Origin of the sequence: Actinoallomurus sp. CA-142502 (genome assembly GCF_050936355.1) — a bacterium.
GTDB lineage: Bacteria > Actinomycetota > Actinomycetes > Streptosporangiales > Streptosporangiaceae > Actinoallomurus > Actinoallomurus iriomotensis.
Genome location: NZ_JBNJMY010000001.1, coordinates 10,491,797 through 10,509,446, shown reverse-complemented (window position 1 = coordinate 10,509,446; position 17,650 = coordinate 10,491,797). Strand labels below are relative to the sequence as shown.

Below are 17,650 nucleotides of genomic sequence, written 5' to 3'. Positions count from 1 at the left end.
GCTCAGGACCGGATGAACTCCCACGCGTCGGCCACCATCGCCCGCAGGTCGCGCTCGGGCTTCCAGCCCAGCCGGTCGGTGATCTTGGCGGAGGAGGCGATCAGCACGGCCGGATCGCCGGGTCGCCGGGGGCTCTCGACCGCCGGGATCGGCTCGCCGGTGACCTCACGGCAGACGTCGATGACCTCGCGTACGGAGTACCCCGAGCCGCTGCCCAGGTTGAAGATCTCGTGTTCGCCGGGCGCGCAGGCGTCGAGGGCGAGCAGGTGCGCCACGGCCAGGTCCACGACGTGGATGTAGTCGCGAACGCAGGTGCCGTCGGCGGTCGGGTAGTCGGTGCCGAAGATCGAGACCGACTCGCGCTTCCCCTGGGGGACCGCGAGGACGTTCGGGATCAGGTGCGTCTCGACGGTGTGCCGCTCGCCGTACGCGCCGTACGCCCCGGCGACGTTGAAGTAGCGCAGGCTGACCCCGCCGATCCCGTACATGCGGGCGTACTCGGCGAGGGTCGTGTCGATGGCGAGCTTGGACGCGCCGTACGGGTTGGTCGGCCGGGTCGGGTCGGTCTCGAGGATCGGGGTGCGCTCCGGCTCGCCGTACGTCGCCGCCGTGGAGGAGAAGACGATGCGCGGGGTCCGGTGCACGCGCATGGCGTCCAGCAGGGCGAGCGACTCGCCGAGGTTCTTGTCCCAGTACAGACCGGGCTTTTCCACCGACTCGCCCACGAGGGACTTGGCCGCGAAGTGCAGGACGCCGTCGAAGCCCTCCGCGAGCACGTCGCCGGCCGCCTCACGGAGCGTCGCGTGGATCAGCGGAACACCCGCCGGGACGGCGTCGCCGTGCCCGGTCGAGCAGTCGTCCAGCACGACGACCTCGTGCCCGGCCTCCAGCAGTTTCGCCGCGACGACACTGCCGATGTAGCCGGCGCCCCCCGTGACGAGAAGCTTCATCAGGACCTCCTGTATTCATGAACGGGTACGCTTACAGCTCTAGTCTTTCCGACAACCAACCAGGACATGGACGCCCCACATAGACATCGGCGTCTCCCATGACGGGGACGCTCGCGAGCGCCGCCATCGTCTTGGCGCTCATTCTGGTCGAGGCGCTGTTCGTCGCGTCCGAGCTCGCTCTCGTCTCCCTTCGTGACAGCCAGGTCCGGCGGATCGCCGAGCGTGGCCGTCGCGGCGCCGCCGTGGCCCGGCTGGTCAGCGACCCCAACCGGTTCCTGGCGGTCGTGCAGATCGGCGTCACCCTGACCGCCCTGCTCTCCTCGGCGTACGGTGCCGTGACGCTGTCCGACACCGCCAAGAAGGCCCTGGTCGAGCACACGGGGCTGTCCGAGGGCCTCGCGGGGTTGGTGGGCGTCGTCGGCGTCACGCTGATCATCTCCTACGTCACGCTGGTCATCGGCGAGCTGGCGCCCAAGCGCCTGGCCCTCCAGCGGGCCGAGGGCGTGGCGCTGCTCGTGGCACCGTTCCTCGACCGGATGGCGATCATCTCCCGCCCGGTCATCTGGCTGCTGTCCAGGTCCACGAACCTCGTCGTGCGGCTGCTGGGCGGCGACCCGGCGGCCTCCCGCGAGAAGATCACCGCCGAGGAGGTGCGCGCGCTGGTCGCGGGCACCACCGAGATCGCGCCGGACGAGCGGAACCTGATCGAGGAGGTGTTCGCGGCCGGGGAACGCCAGTTGCGCGAGGTGCTGGTGCCGCGTACCGAGGTGGAGTTCCTCGACGCCGCCACCCCGCTGTGCAAGGCGGCCCAGGTCGCCGCCGGCAGCCCGCACTCGCGCTACCCGGTCTACCGCGAGTCCCACGACGACGTGGTCGGGTTCGTCCACGTCCGTGACCTGCTCGACCCGCAGCAGTCCGGCCTCACGACGCCCGTCGGCGACGTCGTACGGCCTGTGCTCTACCTGCCGGCCGGCAAGCGCGTGCTGGCGGTGCTGTCGGAGATGCGGCGCGAGGGCCACCACCTGGCGATCGTCGTGGACGAGTACGGCGGTACGGCCGGGATCGTGACCCTGGAGGACCTCGTCGAGGAGCTGATCGGCGACATCCGCGACGAGTACGACGTCGAGGACGCCCACGCGAAGCGGCTGCACGGCGGCGCGCTGGACGTCGACGGCCTGCTGAACATCGACGACTTCGCCGACGAAACCGGCGTTGAGCTGCCCGAAGGCCCGTACGAGACGGTCGCCGGATACCTCATGGCCGTTCTCGGTCATCTGCCCCAGGTGGGGGAGATGACCATGGTCGGCGGGCATCGTCTCTCTGTCACCGAGGTGGACGGGCGGCGGGTGGCGCGGGTGCGCGTCACTCCTCCACCGGTCCCCGACCCGGTCCCCGAGCCGGAGCCCGACGAGTCCTGAGAGAATTCACGTATGCCCACCGAGCCGAATCCGCCGTCCACCCGGCCGGACGGCGTGCGACCGCGCGTCCTGTCCGGCATCCAGCCGACCGCTGACTCGTTCCACCTCGGCAACTACCTCGGCGCGCTGCGCCAGTGGGTCGCCCTGCAGGACACGCACGACGCGTTCTACTGCGTCGTCGACCTGCACGCGATCACGGTCCAGCACGACCCGGCGGTGCTGCGGCGGCGCACCCGGGTGGCGGCCGCGCAGCTGTTCGCGATCGGGATCGACCCCGAGCGCAGCACGCTGTTCGTGCAGAGCCACGTGCGCGAGCACGCCGAGCTGGCGTGGATCCTCGGCTGCCTGACCGGGTTCGGCGAGGCGAGCCGGATGACGCAGTTCAAGGACAAGTCGGCCAAGCAGGGCACCTCCGCGACCTCGATCGGCCTGTTCACCTACCCGGTGCTCCAGGCCGCCGACATCCTGCTCTACCAGGCCGACCAGGTGCCGGTGGGCGAGGACCAGCGGCAGCACCTGGAGCTGACCCGCACGCTCGCGCAGCGCTTCAACCACCGGTTCGGCGAGACGTTCGTGACGCCGGAGCCCTACATCCCCGAGGCCACCGCCAAGATCACCGACCTGCAGGAGCCGACGGCGAAGATGAGCAAGTCCTCGTCGTCGCCGCAGGGCATCCTCGACCTGCTCGACGACCCGGGTCCGCTGCGCAAGAAGGTGATGCGCGCGGTGACCGACACGGGCACCGAGATCATCGCCGACGAAGAGAACAAGCCCGGCGTAACCAACCTTCTGCGCATTTACTCCGCATTGAGCGAGACCTCTGTTCCGGACCTCGAACGCCGCTACGCGGGACAGGGGTACGGCGCGCTGAAGAAGGATCTCGCCCAGGCCGTGCTCGACACCTTCACGCCCATTCGCGAGCGCACCGAGAAGCTCCTCGCCGACGAAGCACAGCTCGATCGCCTGCTGGCCCGCGGCGCCGACCGCGCGAGCGCGGTCGCCCGGCAGACCATGGACGCCGTCCGCGATCGGGTCGGGTTCCTGGGCCGTGCCTGACCCGGCGGAGCGGACCATCGGGGTGGCCATCCCGATACCCGACCCGTACGGCCGGGAGCTCCAGCAGGCGCGCGCGTCCTTCGGTGATCCGCTCGCCCGCTCGATCCCGACGCACATCACGCTGGTCCCGCCCCTGCGGATCGCCTCGGCGGCGCTGGAGGAGATCGAGGAGCACCTGCGCGCGGTGGCGGCGGAGGAGCGGCCGTTCCGGATCCTGTTGCGCGGCACGGGGACGTTCCGGCCGATCTCGCCGGTGGTGTTCGTGGCGCCGGCCACCGGGATCAGCGAGTGCGAGCGCCTGGAGCTGCGCGTACGCCGTGGCCCGCTCGACCGCGCGCTGAGCTTCCCTTACCACCCGCACGTCACGGTCGCCCACCACCTGTCCGACGATCTGCTCGACCGGGCTTTCAAGGATTTGTCCGAATATGAGGCGGAATTTCCGGTCTGGGGATTCTCGCTTTACGAGCACGGCGTCGACGGAGTCTGGCGGCCGCAACGCGACTTCGCATTCGGCGCCGGCGTTTCAGGGTGATTCCAAAGTCGGGTTTCGGTTTTCTGAATCTTTGCGCTCCGCCGGGGTAGTCCGTCGAAATGACGGCGGTCCTGGACAGCATGCGTCACTGGGTCAGCTCGGCCGAAGAGGCCATGAAGCGCGTGCTACGTCAGGCGCGCGCCCGCTGGCGTACGGTCGACCACCTCGGCCGCGCCTACATCCGGTACCGCGACCAGCGCGGCGACCGGATGGCCGCGGCGCTGACCTTCTACGGCTTCCTGTCGTTCTTCCCGCTGGTCGCCCTGGCGTTCGCCGTCACCGGTTACATCGTGGCGATCAGCCCGCAGGCACGCGACGCCGTCGCCAAGGCACTGGACCAGCTCCTGCCCGAGCTGTCCCACCGGCTGCCGGTCGACCAGATCGCCTCGGCCAAGGCCGGTGCGAGCGTGTTCGCCCTCCTCGGGCTCGCGTGGAGCGGCCTCGGCTGGATCGGGGTCTGGCGCGAGTCCCTGCGCACGATCTGGCAGGGCGCCGAAGGCGAGGGCAACCCGGTCGTCAACCGGCTGCGCGACCTCGGCGTGCTGTGCCTGCTCGGCCTCGCGCTGCTCGCCTCGGTGATCCTGTCCTCGGCGGCCTCCGCCACCACGCACGCCGTACTCGGCTGGCTCGGCCTCGCGGACGTGACCGGCGCCGGCACCCTCCTGCGGCTCATCGCCCTGTCCGTCGCGGTCGTCGCCGACGGTGTGATCTTCCTCATCCTGTTCACCACACTCGCCGGCACCAAGGCGTCCTGGCGGCACCTGCTGCGCGGATGCCTCTTCGGCGCCGTCGGGTTCGAGGCGCTGAAGATCGTCGGCGCGCTGTTCATCGCGCACACCATGAGAAACCCCGTGTACGCCTCGTTCGCCGTGATCGTCGGACTGCTGGTGTGGATCAACCTCTCGTCGCGGTTCATCCTGTTCACCGCCGCGTGGACGGCGACCCGCCGGGTGATCCTGGCGGTGGACGCCAACCCCCCGGAACCGGAAGAGGACACGGCGCGTGAACAGACCAAGCCCCCCGAGAAGGACTCCTGACGCCTCAGGGGCGCGCCGGTTCGTCGCCGTGCGGCTCGTCGGGCGTCGTCGGGTCCCCATCGTCCGCGCCGTTTCCGCCGTTTCCCCCCAGGGGCTCGAACGGGCCGCGCGAACCCCGGCCGTTCTCCGCGTCGTCCCGTACCGTGTCCTCGCCGGGCGCGGACTCCGGCTCACCGGCCGGGCCATGCGTCGGGTTCGGCATCGTCGACCAGGAGTCCGGCCGGTCGCGACCGCCCGAGTCCAGGGGCGAGCCGGCCACCTTCACGTCGCCGGGCGGCGTGCGCCGGGTGCGCGGCGGGTCCGCGTCGGGGCTCTCGGTCGCGCCCGCCTCGTACGGCGGCGCGTCGTCCGCGGGCGACGGGTCCGGTCCCGCGGCGGCGGGACGACGGCGGCGCCGCAGGCCCACGGCCAGCCCGGCGATGATCGCGACGGCCGCGCCCGCGGGCAGCCCGATCTTCCACCAGGCGAGTTCGCCGGAGGACGTGGTCCGTCCGTCGGCGGCCGGCTTGTGCGCCACGGGCTTCGGCGTGGGCTTGGGGGGCGGCGGGATCGGGTTCACGAGCGTGCCGACCGGCTCGGCCTTGTCGCGCTCGGCGAAGCCCCAGTCGAGCAGGGCGCGGGCGTCGGGCCAGAAGTCGGACTGGGCGTGCATGAGGGAGATGATGATCGTGTGGCCGTTGCGCCTCGCCGCGCCGACGAAGCTGCCCAGCGCGTGGCTCGTCCAGCCGTTCTTGCCGCCGATCATGCCGGAGTAGTGGTTGCCGACCAGGAGGTGGTCGTGCGTGCCGATCTCCCAGCCGCCGGTCTTCTTGCCCTTCTTGCGTTCCTCCTTGGTCGGCGGCGCCGGCCAGTGGTAGGTCGTCGCCTTCACGTACTTGATGAAGTCCGGCAGGGTGAGGCCCTGCTTCATGATCAGCGCCAGGTCGTACGCGGAGCTGTGCTGCTGCGTCAGGGTGAGCGGCGGGTCGTCGTCGAGGCCGTTGGGCGTACGGGCCACCGTGTCGTTCGCCTGGATCCGCTTCGCCTCGGCGTTCATCGCCGCGAGCGTGGTCTTCATCCCGCCGCCGGCCTCGGCCAGGGCGACGGCGGCGTCGTTGCCCGACTGCATCAGCAGGCCGTGGAACAACTGGTCGACCGTGTAGGACATCTTCTCGTCCAGGCCGACCGCCGAGCCGGAGGCGTTCACGGCGTTCAGCGAGGGCCGGACCTTCTGCTTGGGGTCGAGCCGGGGGATCAGCGTGATCGCCGTGAGCGTCTTCAGCGTGCTCGCCGGGCGGTAGTGGCCGTGCGGGTCCTTGGCCGCCAGCACGCGGCCGGTCTCCAGGTCCGCGATGACGTACGAGGAGGCCTCGATGTGCGGCGGCTCCGGCACGCTCTTGTCACGGATGTAACCGTGGCTCGCCAGCCTGCTGCCGCCGATCGTCTCCCCGGAGGGAGGAACGGCGGCGGGCGACGCATCGGCGGGTACGGAGAACACGCACAGATACCCCGCAGTGCCGCAGACGGCGAACAAGGACACGACTTTTCTCATGGCGGCCCATCGCTAGACGACCGGTACTTGAGTGACCACATCGGTCTACCCGCGATAATGGTGCCCGATGAACATCTCTCGGCGTGCATCAGGATTTGTACTCGGCCTTGCCGCATTCATGATCTTTGAATGGCTCATGCTCGCGAAGAATCTGGGTAGCGGCCCGGCCCGGCCCACGGCCTACTACGTGGTGCACGGAATCCTGGTGTGTGTGAACATCGTGCTGGCGATCGTCCTCGGCGCCATCGGCTGGCGGGCGTGGACCTCCCCGCGGCGCGGATGAGCACCGGGAAGACGAGCGGAAGGGTGATGGCATGGACTCCGAATCGGGGCTGCCGATCGAACCGGTCTACGGCCCGGGAGCACCGGCCGGCTGGGACCCTGCCGTCGCGCTGGGCGAGCCGGGCGCCTTCCCCTACACCCGCGGCGTGTACCCCACGATGTACACCAGCCGCCCGTGGACGATGCGCCAGTACGCCGGGTTCGGTACGGCGGCCGAGTCCAACCGGCGCTACCACCAGCTGATCGAGGCCGGCACCGCCGGCCTGTCGGTCGCCTTCGACCTGCCCACCCAGATGGGCTACGACTCCGACGCGAAGATGGCGTACGGCGAGGTCGGCAAGGTCGGCGTCGCCATCGACTCCATCGAGGACATGCGCGTGCTGTTCGACGGCATCCCGCTCGGCCAGGTGTCGACCTCGATGACGATCAACGCGCCCGCGGCGGTGCTCCTGCTGCTCTACCAGCTCGTCGCCGAGGAGCAGGGCGTCGCGGGCGACAAGCTCACCGGCACGATCCAGAACGACATCCTCAAGGAGTACATCGCCCGGGGCACCTACATCTTCCCGCCCAAGCCGAGCCTGCGGATGGTCGCCGACACCTTCCGCTACTGCCGCGACGAGATCCCGCGCTGGAACACCATCTCGATCTCCGGCTACCACATGGCCGAGGCGGGCGCGACGCCCGTACAGGAGATCGCCTTCACGCTCGCCAACGCCAAGGAGTACGTCCGCGCGGCGGTCGAGTCCGGCCTAGACGTCGACTCCTTCGCGCCCCGGCTGTCGTTCTTCTTCGTCGCCCGCACGACGCTGCTGGAAGAGGTCGCCAAGTTCCGCGCGGCCCGCCGGATCTGGGCGCACATCATGCGCGACGAGTTCGGCGCGAAGAACCCCAAGTCGCAGATGCTGCGCTTCCACACCCAGACGGCCGGTGTCCAGCTCACCGCGCAGCAGCCCGAGGTCAACATGGTGCGCGTCGCCATCCAGGCGCTCGGCGCGGTCCTGGGCGGCACGCAGTCGCTGCACACCAACTCCTACGACGAGGCCATCGCGCTGCCCACCGAGAAGGCGGCGCGGCTCGCCCTGCGCACCCAGCAGGTGATCGCGAACGAGTCCGACCTGACGAGGACCGTCGACCCGTTCGCGGGCTCGTACGCCGTCGAGTCGATGACCGACGACATCGAAGAGGCCACGCGAGCGCTGATCGGCCAGGTCGAGGAGTTCGGCGGCGCGGTGAACGCGATCGAGAAGGGCTTCCAGAAGGCCGAGATCGAACGCTCCGCCTACCGCACCGCGCTGGAGATCGACAACGCCGAGCGCGTCGTCGTCGGCGTCAACAAGTTCCGCACCGACGCCGACGAGCCGTACGAACCGCTCCGCGTCGACCCGGCGATCGGCGAGGCGCAGGCCGCGAAGCTGGCGAAGCTGCGCGAGGAGCGCGACGGCGCCGAGGTGAGCCGGCGGCTCGACGAGCTGCGCGCGCTGGCCGAGAAGGAGGGCGCGCAGGCGGAGGGCGGCGACGTGTCCGCCGGCCACGCCAACCTCCTGTACCCGCTGCGCGAGGCCCTCCGGGCCCGGGCCACGGTCGGCGAGGTCTGCGACGCTCTACGCGACGTCTGGGGCGTGTACGTGCCCCCGGACGCCTACTGATCCGGAGCGGCGAGCCGACGAGCGAGCGGAGCGGCCGGTGAGGAACGAGCCGTCCGCGTAGCGAGTGAGGAGGCGAGCGCGACCATGGGTACGCGACCACCGGATACTGGAGGCGGGTATGGGCGAGACGGCCTGGCGGGCGAACATCGACGGCTTCGAGCAGGCGGCGCGGTCGATGGTCGCGCTCGCGGACGAACTCACCGCGGCCGACTGGGACCGCCCGACGGAGTGTCCGGGCTGGTCGGTCAAGGATCAGTACTCACATATCCTGGGAATCGAACGCTGGCTGCTCGGCGACGCCGACGACGGTGAGACCCGCACCTCGGCCAACACCGAGCTCGACGTCGAGGCACGCCGCGCCGACCCGCCGGGTGAGATCCTCGGCGACCTGCGTGACGTCATCGAGCGGCGCGTCGCCGCGTTGCGTTCCGGAGCGGTCGACCTGGCCGAGGTCGTCACGACCCCGTTCGGGCCGGCCATGGCCTACGGCGACTTCATGCGTCACCGGGCCTTCGACGTCTGGATGCACGAGCAGGACGTGCGCCGGGCGACCGGCCGGCCGGGCAACCTCGACGGACCCGGGGCGGACTGCTCGCGCCTGGTGCTCGAAGGCTCCCTGCCGTACGTCGTGGGCAAGCGCGCCGCGGCCGCGCCCGGGCAGACGGTGGTCGTCGAGACGCCGGAGCACCGCTGGCGCGTCGTCGTCGGCGACGACCGCCGGGCACGCTTTCACGACGGCCCCGACGGTGACGCGGAGCCGACCGTACGGCTCCGCATGGCGTGGGAGACGTTCGTCCGGCTCGGCGGTGGGCGCGTGACGGGCGACGCGGCCGACGTGGAGGTCGGCGGTGACCCCGAGCTGGCACGCCGGGTGCTGGCGGGCATGGCGGTCACGCCCTGACATGGTCAATTTGATCATTAGTAGGGAGTGCGCGTAGCCGAAACGGGTGGCGTGTTCGACCGGAGTGGTGCTCAGCTTGAGTCAACCGCTCATCGCGGGGCAAAGACGTCGCGAGGTCGCGTGCCGTCGACGGCATCATGGTCACCTGGTCCGGCGCGGCGCGCGATCGCTGCCACGTCGGGACGTCCTGGCCGGATTGTGCCACGTGCGCGGCATTAACCTGCAAGGATTGAGATCGGAGGTTGGCCGTGGCCATCGAGTTCAACGCATCACGAGGGGCGACCCTCGGCGTCGAGTGGGAGCTTCAGCTCGTCGACGCCGAGACCAAGCGCCTGCGCCAGGACGCGCGCGAGGTGCTGGCCGCGGTGCCCGGCCTCAGCGAGGCGCAGGAGATGCCCAAGATCCGGCACGAGCTCATGGAGTCGACCGTCGAGATCGTCACCGGCATCTGCGACACGGTCTCCGAGGCCCGCGCCGACCTCGCCGCGTCAATCGCCGACCTGCGGTCCGTCACCGACCCGCGGGGGACCGCGCTCGCCTGCACCGGCACCCACCCGATCAGTGACTGGCGCGACGCCGTCATGGCGCCGGTCCAGCGCTACGCCGAGCTCGTCGAACAGATGCAGTGGCTCGCCCGGCGCATCCAGACCTACGGCGTCCACGTCCACGTCGGCGTGCGCTCGGCGGAGAAGGCCGTGCCGATGGTGAACGCGCTGTCGGCCTACCTGCCGCACTTCCTCGCCCTGACCGCCTCCAGCCCCTTCTGGAGCGGCAGCGACACCGGGCTCGCGTCGAGCCGGGCGATCGTGTTCGGCCAGCTCCCCACGGCCGGGCCGCCGCACCTGCTCGCCGACTGGGGCGAGTTCGAGGACTACATGGAGACCCTGCTGCGGGCCGGCACGATCCGCAGCATCAAAGAGGTGTGGTGGGACATCCGCCCGCATCCGGACTTCGGCACCATCGAGATCCGGATGTTCGACGGCATCCCGACTCTTCGCGAGGTCGGCATGGCGGCGGCGCTGTGCCAGTCGCTCGTCGAGCTCTTCGACCACCAGCTCGACCGGGGCTACACCCTGCCGAGCCCGGCCGCGTGGGTCGTACGCGACAACAAGTGGCGTGCGACGCGGTACGGCCTGGACGCCATCGTCATCACCGATGACCAGGGCACGACGGCTCCGCTCCGCGACGAGCTGTACGAACTGGTGCACGAGCTGGAGCCCATCGCGGACCGGCTCGGCTGCGCCGAAGACCTGAAGGTCGTCTCGGAGGTGCTCGACCACGGCGCCCCGTACGAGCGTCAGCGCGGCATCATCGCCGCCGGCGGCTCGATCGAGGACGTCGTCGGCGCCAGCATCACAGAGTTCCGGGAGGACAGATTCGTGAATCCACGGGAGGTGACACATGCGGGGATCTGAACTCCCCGGCGGTGAGCCCACGGACGAGCCGGGGACGGGAGGGCTGCGGGCGCAGCTCGACTCCTACCTCACCAGTCAGGAAGACCGGCTGATCGCCTTCCGACGCGACATCCACATGCACCCCGAGCTCGGCTACGCCGAGCACCGCACGACCGCCCGCATCGCGGAGGAGCTGACCGCGGCCGGGCTGCGCCCGGTGCCGCTCCCCAAGGGCACGGGCCTCATCTGCGAGGTCGGCTGCGGAGACGGACCGGTCGTGGCGCTGCGCGCCGACATTGACGCGCTGCCCCTGCCGGACGAGAAGGACGTCCCCTACCGTTCGACGGTGCCGGGCGTCGCGCACGCCTGCGGGCACGACGTCCACACCACGATCATGCTGGGTGTCGCACGGTTCTTCGCCCAGCAGGCGGAGGCCGGGCAGGTGCCCGGCCGTGTGCGGCTGATCTTCCAGCCGGCCGAGGAGAACCCCGGCGGCGCCCTCGACGTCATGGCGGCCGGCGGCATCGCCGGCGTCGACCGCGTCTTCGCCCTCCACTGCGACCCCCGCGTGGAGGTCGGGCAGGTCGGCCTGCGGGTCGGCCCCATCACCGCCGCGTGCGACAAGGTCAACGTCCGCGTCACCGGTCCGGGCGGCCACACCGCGCGGCCGCACCTGACCGCCGACCTGGTCTACGCCCTGGCCAAGATCGTGACCGAGCTGCCCGCCGCGCTCTCGCGCCGCGTCGACCCGCGTTCCAGCCTCAGCCTGGTCTGGGGGCAGATCGCGGCCGGCTCGGTGGCCAACGCCATTCCCGACGACGGCGTCGCCCAGGGCACCGTGCGCTGCCTCGACGACGAGGCGTGGCACTCGGCTCCCGACCTGATGAAGGCCCTGCTCGACTCCGTGGCCACCGCGTACGACGTCAAGGCCGAGCTCGACTACGTCCGTGGCGTTCCCCCCACCGTCAACGAGAAGACCAGCGTGGACATGTTCCGCGCCGCGGTCATCAGCGTGCTGGGCGACGGCGCGGTGACGACCACTCCGCAGAGCCTCGGCGGCGAGGACTTCGGCTGGTACCTGGAGTCGATTCCGGGCGCGCTGGCTCGGCTCGGTGTGTCGGCGCCCGGCATGGCGGGTGCGTACGACCTCCACCGGGGCACGTTCGACGTCGACGAGCACTGCATCGCCGTCGGCGTCCGCGTGATGGTGGCCACCGCGCTCACCGCGCTGTGGGAGAGCCGCCGCGCGGGAGCCACCGAGCCGGTCGGTGAGCCTGCCTGACTCGCGTTTATATGGCTTGACCTGTGACGATGCGCTTTCGCCTTGATAACGGACACGTTGCGACACGGTAGCTTTGTTCCGTCCGGTCCCCGGGGCCCAATAGGGTCCAAAAGATTCATGCCAGTGGCATATTTCGGGCGGGGCCGGTACTAACGGAGGAGCTACCTTGCGCCGTGGAGTGAAGATAGTCGCCGTCGCGGCGAGCGCGGTCATGGCGCTCAGCGCCGCCGGGTGTGGCGGGAAGAAGGCGACCACCGGTGGTGGTGGCGGCGACGGCAAGAAGACCCTGAAGGTCGGCCTCGCCTACGACGTCGGCGGCCGGGGTGACAAGTCGTTCAACGACGCCGCGTACGCCGGTCTGCAGAAGGTCCAGCAGGAGCTCAAGCTCGACGTCAAGGACCTCGAGGCCAAAGAGGGCGAGAGCGACAACGACAAGATCCAGCGGCTCGAGCTGCTGGCCAAGTCGGGCTACAACCCGGTCGTCGCGGTCGGCTTCGTGTACGCCACGGCGCTCGGCAAGGTCGCGCCGAAGTACCCGAACACCAAGTTCGCCATCGTCGACGACAACACGATCCAGCAGCCGAACGTGACCGACCTGCTCTTCGCCGAGCAGGAGGGCTCCTACCTCGTGGGCGCGGCGGCCGCCAAGAAGTCCCAGACCGGCAACATCGGCTTCGTCGGCGGCGTGCAGACCCCGCTGATCAAGAAGTTCGAGGCCGGGTACGTCGCGGGCGCCAAGAAGATCAACCCGAAGATCAAGATTCAGATCAAGTACATCTCCCAGCCGCCGGACTTCAGCGGCTTCAAGGACCCGGCCAAGGGCAAGACGATCGCTCAGGGCATGTACGACCAGGGCGCGGACGTGGTGTACGTCGCTGCGGGTCTGTCCGGCAGCGGGTCCCTTGAGGCGGCGGCGTCGGCGAAGAAGTGGTTCATCGGCGTCGACTCCGACCAGTGGCAGACGGCGTCGGCGGCGGAGAAGCCGTACGTGCTGACCTCGATGCTCAAGCGTGTGGACACCGCGGTGTTCAACTTCGTCAAGAGCGTCGGCGACGGCACCGTGCAGAAGGGCGACCTCCGCTTCAGCCTCAAGAACGACGGCATCGACTACGCCATGTCCAACCCGTCGGCGCTGGGCGACATGACGACCACGCTGAACGACCTCAAGCAGCAGATCATCTCCGGAAAGATCACGCCGCCCGAGAAGTGACGGCGTTCGGTGCTCGGGCCCGGGAGGCCGGCCGGCTCGGCCGTCCTCCCGGGCTCACTGGCGTAGGAGCAGCCCATGTCCACCACTGAGCCGGCGGTCGAGCTGCACGGCATCACCAAGCGTTTTCCCGGTGTCGTGGCCAACCACGACATCGACATCGAGGTCGCGGCCGGTACGGTGCACGCCATCGTCGGGGAGAACGGCGCCGGCAAGTCCACCCTGATGAAGATCCTCTACGGCATGCAGCGGCCGGACGAGGGGACGATCAAGGTGGATGGTGTGGAGGTCGCCCTCCACAGCCCGTCCGACGCCATCGCCCGCGGCATCGGCATGGTGCACCAGCACTTCATGCTCGCCGACAACCTCAGCGTTCTGGAGAACGTCGTCCTCGGCGCGGAGAGACTCCACGGCATCGGCGGGAAGGCCCGGCGGCGGATCGAGGAGATCTCCCACCAGTACGGCCTCGGCGTCGAGCCCGACCGCCTCGTGGAGCAACTCGGCGTCGGCGCCCGCCAGCGCGTGGAGATCCTCAAGGTGCTGTACCGCGGCGCGAAGATCCTCATCCTGGACGAGCCCACCGCGGTGCTGGTGCCCCAGGAGGTCGAGGAGCTGTTCGGCAACCTGCGCGACCTCAAGCGCGAGGGCCTCACCGTCATCTTCATCTCGCACAAGCTCGACGAGGTGCTGTCGGTGGCCGACACGATCACGGTCATCCGGCGGGGCACCACGGTCGACACCGTGCGGCCCGGTGACGTCACCGCCCGGCAGCTCGCCGAGCTCATGGTCGGCAGCGAACTGCCCGTGCCGGAGCTGCGCGAGTCGACCGTGACCGACGTCCCCGTCCTGACCATGGACGGCGTCACCGTACGCGACGCCACCGGCCGCGCGGTCGTCGACGACGTCTCCCTGACCATCCACGAGGGTGAGATCCTCGGCATCGCCGGAGTCGAGGGCAACGGCCAGGCGGAGCTGGTCGAGGCGATCATGGGCATGCTGCCGCTCGCCGCCGGCGTCGTACGGCTCGGCGACACCGACCTGACCGGCATGGCGACCCGGCGGCGCCGGGAGGCCGGCATCGGCTTCATCCCCGAGGACCGGCACCGGCACGGCCTGCTGCTGGAGTCCCCGTTGTGGGAGAACCGCATCCTCGGCCACCAGACCCGCCCGCCGAACGTCAAAGGCGGGCTGATCGACCGGCAGGGCGCGCGGAACGACACCGAGCGGATCGTCCGCGACTACGACGTACGGACGCCGAACATCGACGTCACCGCCGCCTCGCTGTCCGGCGGCAACCAGCAGAAGCTGATCGTCGGCCGGGAGATGTCCGGCGATCCCAAGCTGCTCATCGCCGCCCACCCGACGCGCGGCGTCGACGTGGGCGCGCAGTCGGCGATCTGGGACCACCTGAGGCACGCCAGAGCCGAGGGCCTCGCCGTGCTGCTCATCTCGGCCGACCTCGACGAGCTGATCGGCATGTCGGACACGCTGCGGGTGATCCTGCGCGGCCGGCTCGTCGGCGAGGCCGATCCCGCCACCATCACACCGGACCAGCTCGGCTCCCTCATGACCGGCGCCGGAGAGGAAAGCGCCGCGTGATCCACCGTCTGTTCGCGAGGTCCTGGACCCGCACTCTCGTCGCGGCGTTCGTCGCGCTGGTCTTCTCGATCGCGATCACCTCGATCGTGCTGTCGATCAGCGGGTTCAACCCGCCGTCGACGTTCCAGGCGATGTTCGAGTTCGGCAAGGAGCCGGACAGCATCGTCAACACGCTGAACAAGGCGGCCGGCTACTACCTGTCCGCGCTCGCCGTGGCGGTCGGGTTCCGGATGAACCTGTTCAACATCGGCGTGGACGGGCAGTACCGGCTCGCGGCGATGCTCGCCGCGGCGGCGGGCGGCGCGTGGTCCCTGCCCCCCGTGCTCCACCAGCTCGTGATCATCGTCGTCGCGGTGCTGGTCGGCGGCCTGTGGGCGGCCGTCCCCGCCCTGCTGAAGGTGACCCGCGGCGTGAGCGAGGTCATCTCGACGATCATGTTGAACTTCATCGCCACCGGGATCATCGCCTATCTGCTGAATCCGGGCCGGCTCGCGGTGCAGCTCGGCCCGAACAACATCGGCACCAAGACGATCTCCCGTTCCGGCCGGGTACCCGGTACGCCCTTCCCCGGCACCGACCTGAAGCTCTACAGCCTCCTGGTGATCGCCATCCTGGCCGGCATCGGGTTCTGGTTCATGATCAACCGCACGAGGTTCGGTTTCGACCTGCGGGCGACCGGCCTCTCCCAGAGCGCGGCCGTGGCCAGCGGGGTCGACGCCAGGCGCATGGTCGTCATGGCCATGGTCATCTCCGGCGCGATCGCGGGCCTGATCGGCATGCCGCAGCTGCTCGGCGAGTCCTACACCTACTCCCTGAACTTCCCGACCGGCATCGGGCTCACCGGGATCGGCATCGCGCTGCTCGGCCGCAACGGCCCGGTCGGCATCGCGTTCGCGTCCCTGCTGTGGGCGTTCCTGGACGTGTCATCGCAGATCCTGGACTTCAACGACATCCCCAAGGAGATCGTGGCGATCACCCAGGCCGCGGTGCTCCTGTCGGTGGTCGTCGTCTACGAGGTCGTCAGCCGGGTCGGCCAGCGCATCGACCAGCGGCATGTCGCCGCCCAGCTCGGAGAGGTCGCCGCATGATCGAGCAGGAGATCCGGACTCCGGCGCCGCGCACCGGCGACCGCGAGCGGCGCCGGACCCGGATGCTGGCCGTCGGCGGCGGCATCTTCATCGCGCTGATCCTGCTGCGGCTGATCACCGGTGAGTCCGACATCACCTCCAGCGGCACCATGGGCGCGACGCTGGCCCTCGCGGTGCCGATCGGCATGGCCGCGCTCGGCGGCATGTGGTCCGAACGCTCGGGCGTCGTCAACATCGGCCTCGAAGGCATGATGACCTTCGGTACGTGGGGTGCCGCCTTCGCGTCCTACTTCAGCGGCAACCCGTGGCTGGGGCTGCTCGGCGGCATCGTCGCGGGAGCCGTCGGCGGGCTGCTGCACGCGGTCGCGACGGTGACGTTCGGCGTCGACCACATCGTGTCCGGTGTCGCGCTCAACATCCTCGCGCCCGGCGTGACGCGCTACCTGTCGGACCTGCTGTTCACCGACGAGAAGGGTGGCGGGGCGACGCAGTCGCCGCCGCTGCCGAGCTTCCCGACGTGGAGCGTGCCCGGGGTCGGCAAGCCGCTCGGCTCGCTGGAGAAGCACCACTGGATCCTCATCTCGGACCTGGCCGGCCTGGTCCGCGGCGTGCTGACGAACCTCTCGCCGATCACGCTCCTCGGCATCCTGCTCGTGCCGGTCTCGTACTACCTGCTCTGGCACACCGCGTTCGGGTTGCGGCTGCGCTCCTGCGGGGAGAATCCGGTCGCCGCCGAGTCGCTCGGCGTGAAGGTGTACCGGATGAAGTACTCCGCCGTGGTCATCTCGGGTGCGCTCGCCGGCATCGGCGGGGTGTTCCTGGCCATGGTGGCGTCCTCGAACTACCAGGAGGGGCAGGTCAACGGCCGCGGTTACATCGGCCTCGCCGCGATGATCTTCGGCAACTGGCGGCCGGGGATGGTCGCCGGCGGCGCCGGCCTGTTCGGGTACACCGACGCGCTGCAGCTGCGCGGCGGCGCCGGCGCGGTGCACGCCATGCTGCTGCTGATCGGCATCGGGCTGCTGGCGCTGGCGGTGTGGCGCGGCTACCGGCGGCGGGTCGTCGCGGCGGCGGTCTCGGCCGTGGTCGGCGCCGGCGTGCTCGTGTGGTTCTTCCTGACCGACGCGCTGCCGCGGGAGATCGTCACGTACAGCCCGCACATCACGACCCTGCTCGTCCTCGCGTTCGCCGCGCAGCGGCTGCGGATGCCCGCCGCCGACGGCATGCGCTACCGGCGAGGGGGAGGACACTGATGGCCGACATCGACTGGCCCGCGCTGCGGGAGGCGGCCCGTTCGGCGATGAGCCGCGCGTACGCGCCGTACTCCGACTATCCGGTCGGCGCCGCGGGCCTGACCGACGACGGCCGGATCGTGACCGGCTGCAACGTGGAGAACGCCTCGTACGGGGTCGGGCTCTGCGCGGAGTGCGGCCTGGTCTCGGCGCTGCACGGCACCGGTGGCGGACGCCTCGTCGCGGTGTCGGTCGTCGAGGGCCACGGCGACCCGGTGATGCCGTGCGGACGCTGCCGCCAGCTGCTGTGGGAGCACGGCGGGCCGTCGATGCTGCTGGAGACCACGCGCGGCATACAGCCGATGAGCGAGGTACTACCGGACGCGTTCGGCCCGCACGACCTGGAGAGATGATCATGAACACCAAGCGGCGAGCCGACGAGCGAGCGGAGTGGCCGGCGAGGGACGAGTCGGCCGCGGAGCGAGTGAGGAGGGG

Annotated in this window: 16 protein-coding genes; 14 read left to right on the top strand and 2 right to left on the bottom strand. The window is 70.2% G+C overall.

Annotation, left to right across the window (positions count from 1 at the left end; genetic code table 11):
• Positions 1 to 2: 2 nt before the first annotated feature.
• Positions 3 to 950 (bottom strand): UDP-glucose 4-epimerase GalE, encoded by a 948-nt coding sequence (galE, locus tag ACQEV1_RS49275; protein ID WP_433404801.1) that lies wholly within the window; start codon positions 948 to 950, stop codon positions 3 to 5.
• 98 nt (positions 951 to 1,048) lie between these two features.
• Here galE and ACQEV1_RS49270 point away from each other — a divergent pair, with 98 nt between their 5' ends.
• Genes ACQEV1_RS49270 through ACQEV1_RS49255 form a run of 4 tightly spaced genes read left to right on the top strand, consistent with a single transcriptional unit; the run spans position 1,049 to position 4,993 of the window.
• Complete coding sequence (locus ACQEV1_RS49270) at positions 1,049 to 2,368, top strand: hemolysin family protein (RefSeq protein ID WP_285625419.1); 1,320 nt, start codon at positions 1,049 to 1,051, stop codon at positions 2,366 to 2,368.
• 12 nt (positions 2,369 to 2,380) lie between these two features.
• On the top strand, positions 2,381 to 3,424 hold the full coding sequence (trpS, locus tag ACQEV1_RS49265) for a tryptophan--tRNA ligase (protein WP_285579441.1): 1,044 nt from the start codon (positions 2,381 to 2,383) through the stop codon (positions 3,422 to 3,424).
• Complete coding sequence (locus ACQEV1_RS49260) at positions 3,417 to 3,956, top strand: 2'-5' RNA ligase family protein (RefSeq protein ID WP_285625421.1); 540 nt, start codon at positions 3,417 to 3,419, stop codon at positions 3,954 to 3,956. The genes trpS and ACQEV1_RS49260 overlap by 8 nt, the downstream gene beginning before the upstream one ends.
• A gap of 59 nt (positions 3,957 to 4,015) precedes the next feature.
• On the top strand, positions 4,016 to 4,993 hold the full coding sequence (locus ACQEV1_RS49255) for a YihY/virulence factor BrkB family protein (RefSeq protein WP_285625423.1): 978 nt from the start codon (positions 4,016 to 4,018) through the stop codon (positions 4,991 to 4,993).
• Between the two features lie 4 nt (positions 4,994 to 4,997).
• Here ACQEV1_RS49255 and ACQEV1_RS49250 read toward each other — a convergent pair whose 3' ends face one another.
• Positions 4,998 to 6,512, bottom strand: coding sequence for a D-alanyl-D-alanine carboxypeptidase family protein (locus tag ACQEV1_RS49250; RefSeq protein WP_285625425.1), 1,515 nt, complete (start codon positions 6,510 to 6,512; stop codon positions 4,998 to 5,000).
• A 79-nt stretch (positions 6,513 to 6,591) separates the two neighbouring features.
• On the opposite strand from ACQEV1_RS49250, the gene ACQEV1_RS49245 reads away from it, so the two are divergent.
• The 10 genes from ACQEV1_RS49245 to ACQEV1_RS49200 all read left to right on the top strand — a co-directional run bounded on the left by ACQEV1_RS49245 (position 6,592) and on the right by ACQEV1_RS49200 (position 17,568).
• Entirely contained in the window at positions 6,592 to 6,807 is a 216-nt protein-coding gene (locus ACQEV1_RS49245) for an SCO4848 family membrane protein (protein WP_285579434.1), read from the top strand.
• 31 nt (positions 6,808 to 6,838) lie between these two features.
• Positions 6,839 to 8,452, top strand: a complete 1,614-nt coding sequence (locus tag ACQEV1_RS49240; RefSeq protein ID WP_433404796.1) for an acyl-CoA mutase large subunit family protein — start codon at positions 6,839 to 6,841, stop codon at positions 8,450 to 8,452.
• Positions 8,453 to 8,570: 118 nt separating this feature from the next.
• Positions 8,571 to 9,353 carry a maleylpyruvate isomerase family mycothiol-dependent enzyme gene (locus ACQEV1_RS49235; RefSeq protein WP_433404793.1) on the top strand — a complete coding sequence of 261 codons (783 nt, stop codon included), beginning with the start codon at positions 8,571 to 8,573 and terminating at the stop codon, positions 9,351 to 9,353.
• A 248-nt stretch (positions 9,354 to 9,601) separates the two neighbouring features.
• Positions 9,602 to 10,768 (top strand): glutamate--cysteine ligase, encoded by a 1,167-nt coding sequence (locus ACQEV1_RS49230; protein WP_433404790.1) that lies wholly within the window; start codon positions 9,602 to 9,604, stop codon positions 10,766 to 10,768.
• Positions 10,755 to 12,029: an amidohydrolase gene (locus ACQEV1_RS49225; RefSeq protein ID WP_285625433.1), complete on the top strand. Its 1,275-nt coding sequence runs from the start codon at positions 10,755 to 10,757 to the stop codon at positions 12,027 to 12,029. The genes ACQEV1_RS49230 and ACQEV1_RS49225 overlap by 14 nt, the downstream gene beginning before the upstream one ends.
• Before the next feature lie 178 nt (positions 12,030 to 12,207).
• Positions 12,208 to 13,239, top strand: a complete 1,032-nt coding sequence (locus ACQEV1_RS49220) for a BMP family lipoprotein (protein ID WP_433404787.1) — start codon at positions 12,208 to 12,210, stop codon at positions 13,237 to 13,239.
• A 75-nt stretch (positions 13,240 to 13,314) separates the two neighbouring features.
• On the top strand, positions 13,315 to 14,835 hold the full coding sequence (locus ACQEV1_RS49215) for an ABC transporter ATP-binding protein (RefSeq protein ID WP_285625437.1): 1,521 nt from the start codon (positions 13,315 to 13,317) through the stop codon (positions 14,833 to 14,835).
• A complete protein-coding gene (locus ACQEV1_RS49210; protein WP_433404784.1) occupies positions 14,832 to 15,923 on the top strand; it encodes an ABC transporter permease in 1,092 nt (363 codons plus the stop codon). The genes ACQEV1_RS49215 and ACQEV1_RS49210 overlap by 4 nt, the downstream gene beginning before the upstream one ends.
• Positions 15,923 to 17,176, top strand: coding sequence for an ABC transporter permease (locus ACQEV1_RS49205; RefSeq protein ID WP_432705603.1), 1,254 nt, complete (start codon positions 15,923 to 15,925; stop codon positions 17,174 to 17,176). The genes ACQEV1_RS49210 and ACQEV1_RS49205 overlap by 1 nt, the downstream gene beginning before the upstream one ends.
• Positions 17,176 to 17,568: a cytidine deaminase gene (locus ACQEV1_RS49200; RefSeq protein WP_285625442.1), complete on the top strand. Its 393-nt coding sequence runs from the start codon at positions 17,176 to 17,178 to the stop codon at positions 17,566 to 17,568. Before ACQEV1_RS49205 ends, ACQEV1_RS49200 begins: the two co-directional genes overlap by 1 nt.
• Positions 17,569 to 17,650: the final 82 nt, after the last annotated feature.

What these genes read in the sequence shown, in the direction of transcription:
- galE (WP_433404801.1), bottom strand. Translation starts at nt 950, where the DNA reads ATGAAGCTTCTCGTCACGGGGGGCGCCGGCTACATCGGCAGTGTCGTC.
- ACQEV1_RS49270 (WP_285625419.1), top strand. Translation starts at nt 1,049, where the DNA reads ATGACGGGGACGCTCGCGAGCGCCGCCATCGTCTTGGCGCTCATTCTG.
- ACQEV1_RS49235 (WP_433404793.1), top strand. Translation starts at nt 8,571, where the DNA reads ATGGGCGAGACGGCCTGGCGGGCGAACATCGACGGCTTCGAGCAGGCG.
- ACQEV1_RS49240 (WP_433404796.1), top strand. Translation starts at nt 6,839, where the DNA reads ATGGACTCCGAATCGGGGCTGCCGATCGAACCGGTCTACGGCCCGGGA.
- ACQEV1_RS49245 (WP_285579434.1), top strand. Translation starts at nt 6,592, where the DNA reads ATGAACATCTCTCGGCGTGCATCAGGATTTGTACTCGGCCTTGCCGCA.
- ACQEV1_RS49215 (WP_285625437.1), top strand. Translation starts at nt 13,315, where the DNA reads ATGTCCACCACTGAGCCGGCGGTCGAGCTGCACGGCATCACCAAGCGT.
- trpS (WP_285579441.1), top strand. Translation starts at nt 2,381, where the DNA reads ATGCCCACCGAGCCGAATCCGCCGTCCACCCGGCCGGACGGCGTGCGA.
- ACQEV1_RS49200 (WP_285625442.1), top strand. Translation starts at nt 17,176, where the DNA reads ATGGCCGACATCGACTGGCCCGCGCTGCGGGAGGCGGCCCGTTCGGCG.
- ACQEV1_RS49225 (WP_285625433.1), top strand. Translation starts at nt 10,755, where the DNA reads ATGCGGGGATCTGAACTCCCCGGCGGTGAGCCCACGGACGAGCCGGGG.
- ACQEV1_RS49255 (WP_285625423.1), top strand. Translation starts at nt 4,016, where the DNA reads ATGACGGCGGTCCTGGACAGCATGCGTCACTGGGTCAGCTCGGCCGAA.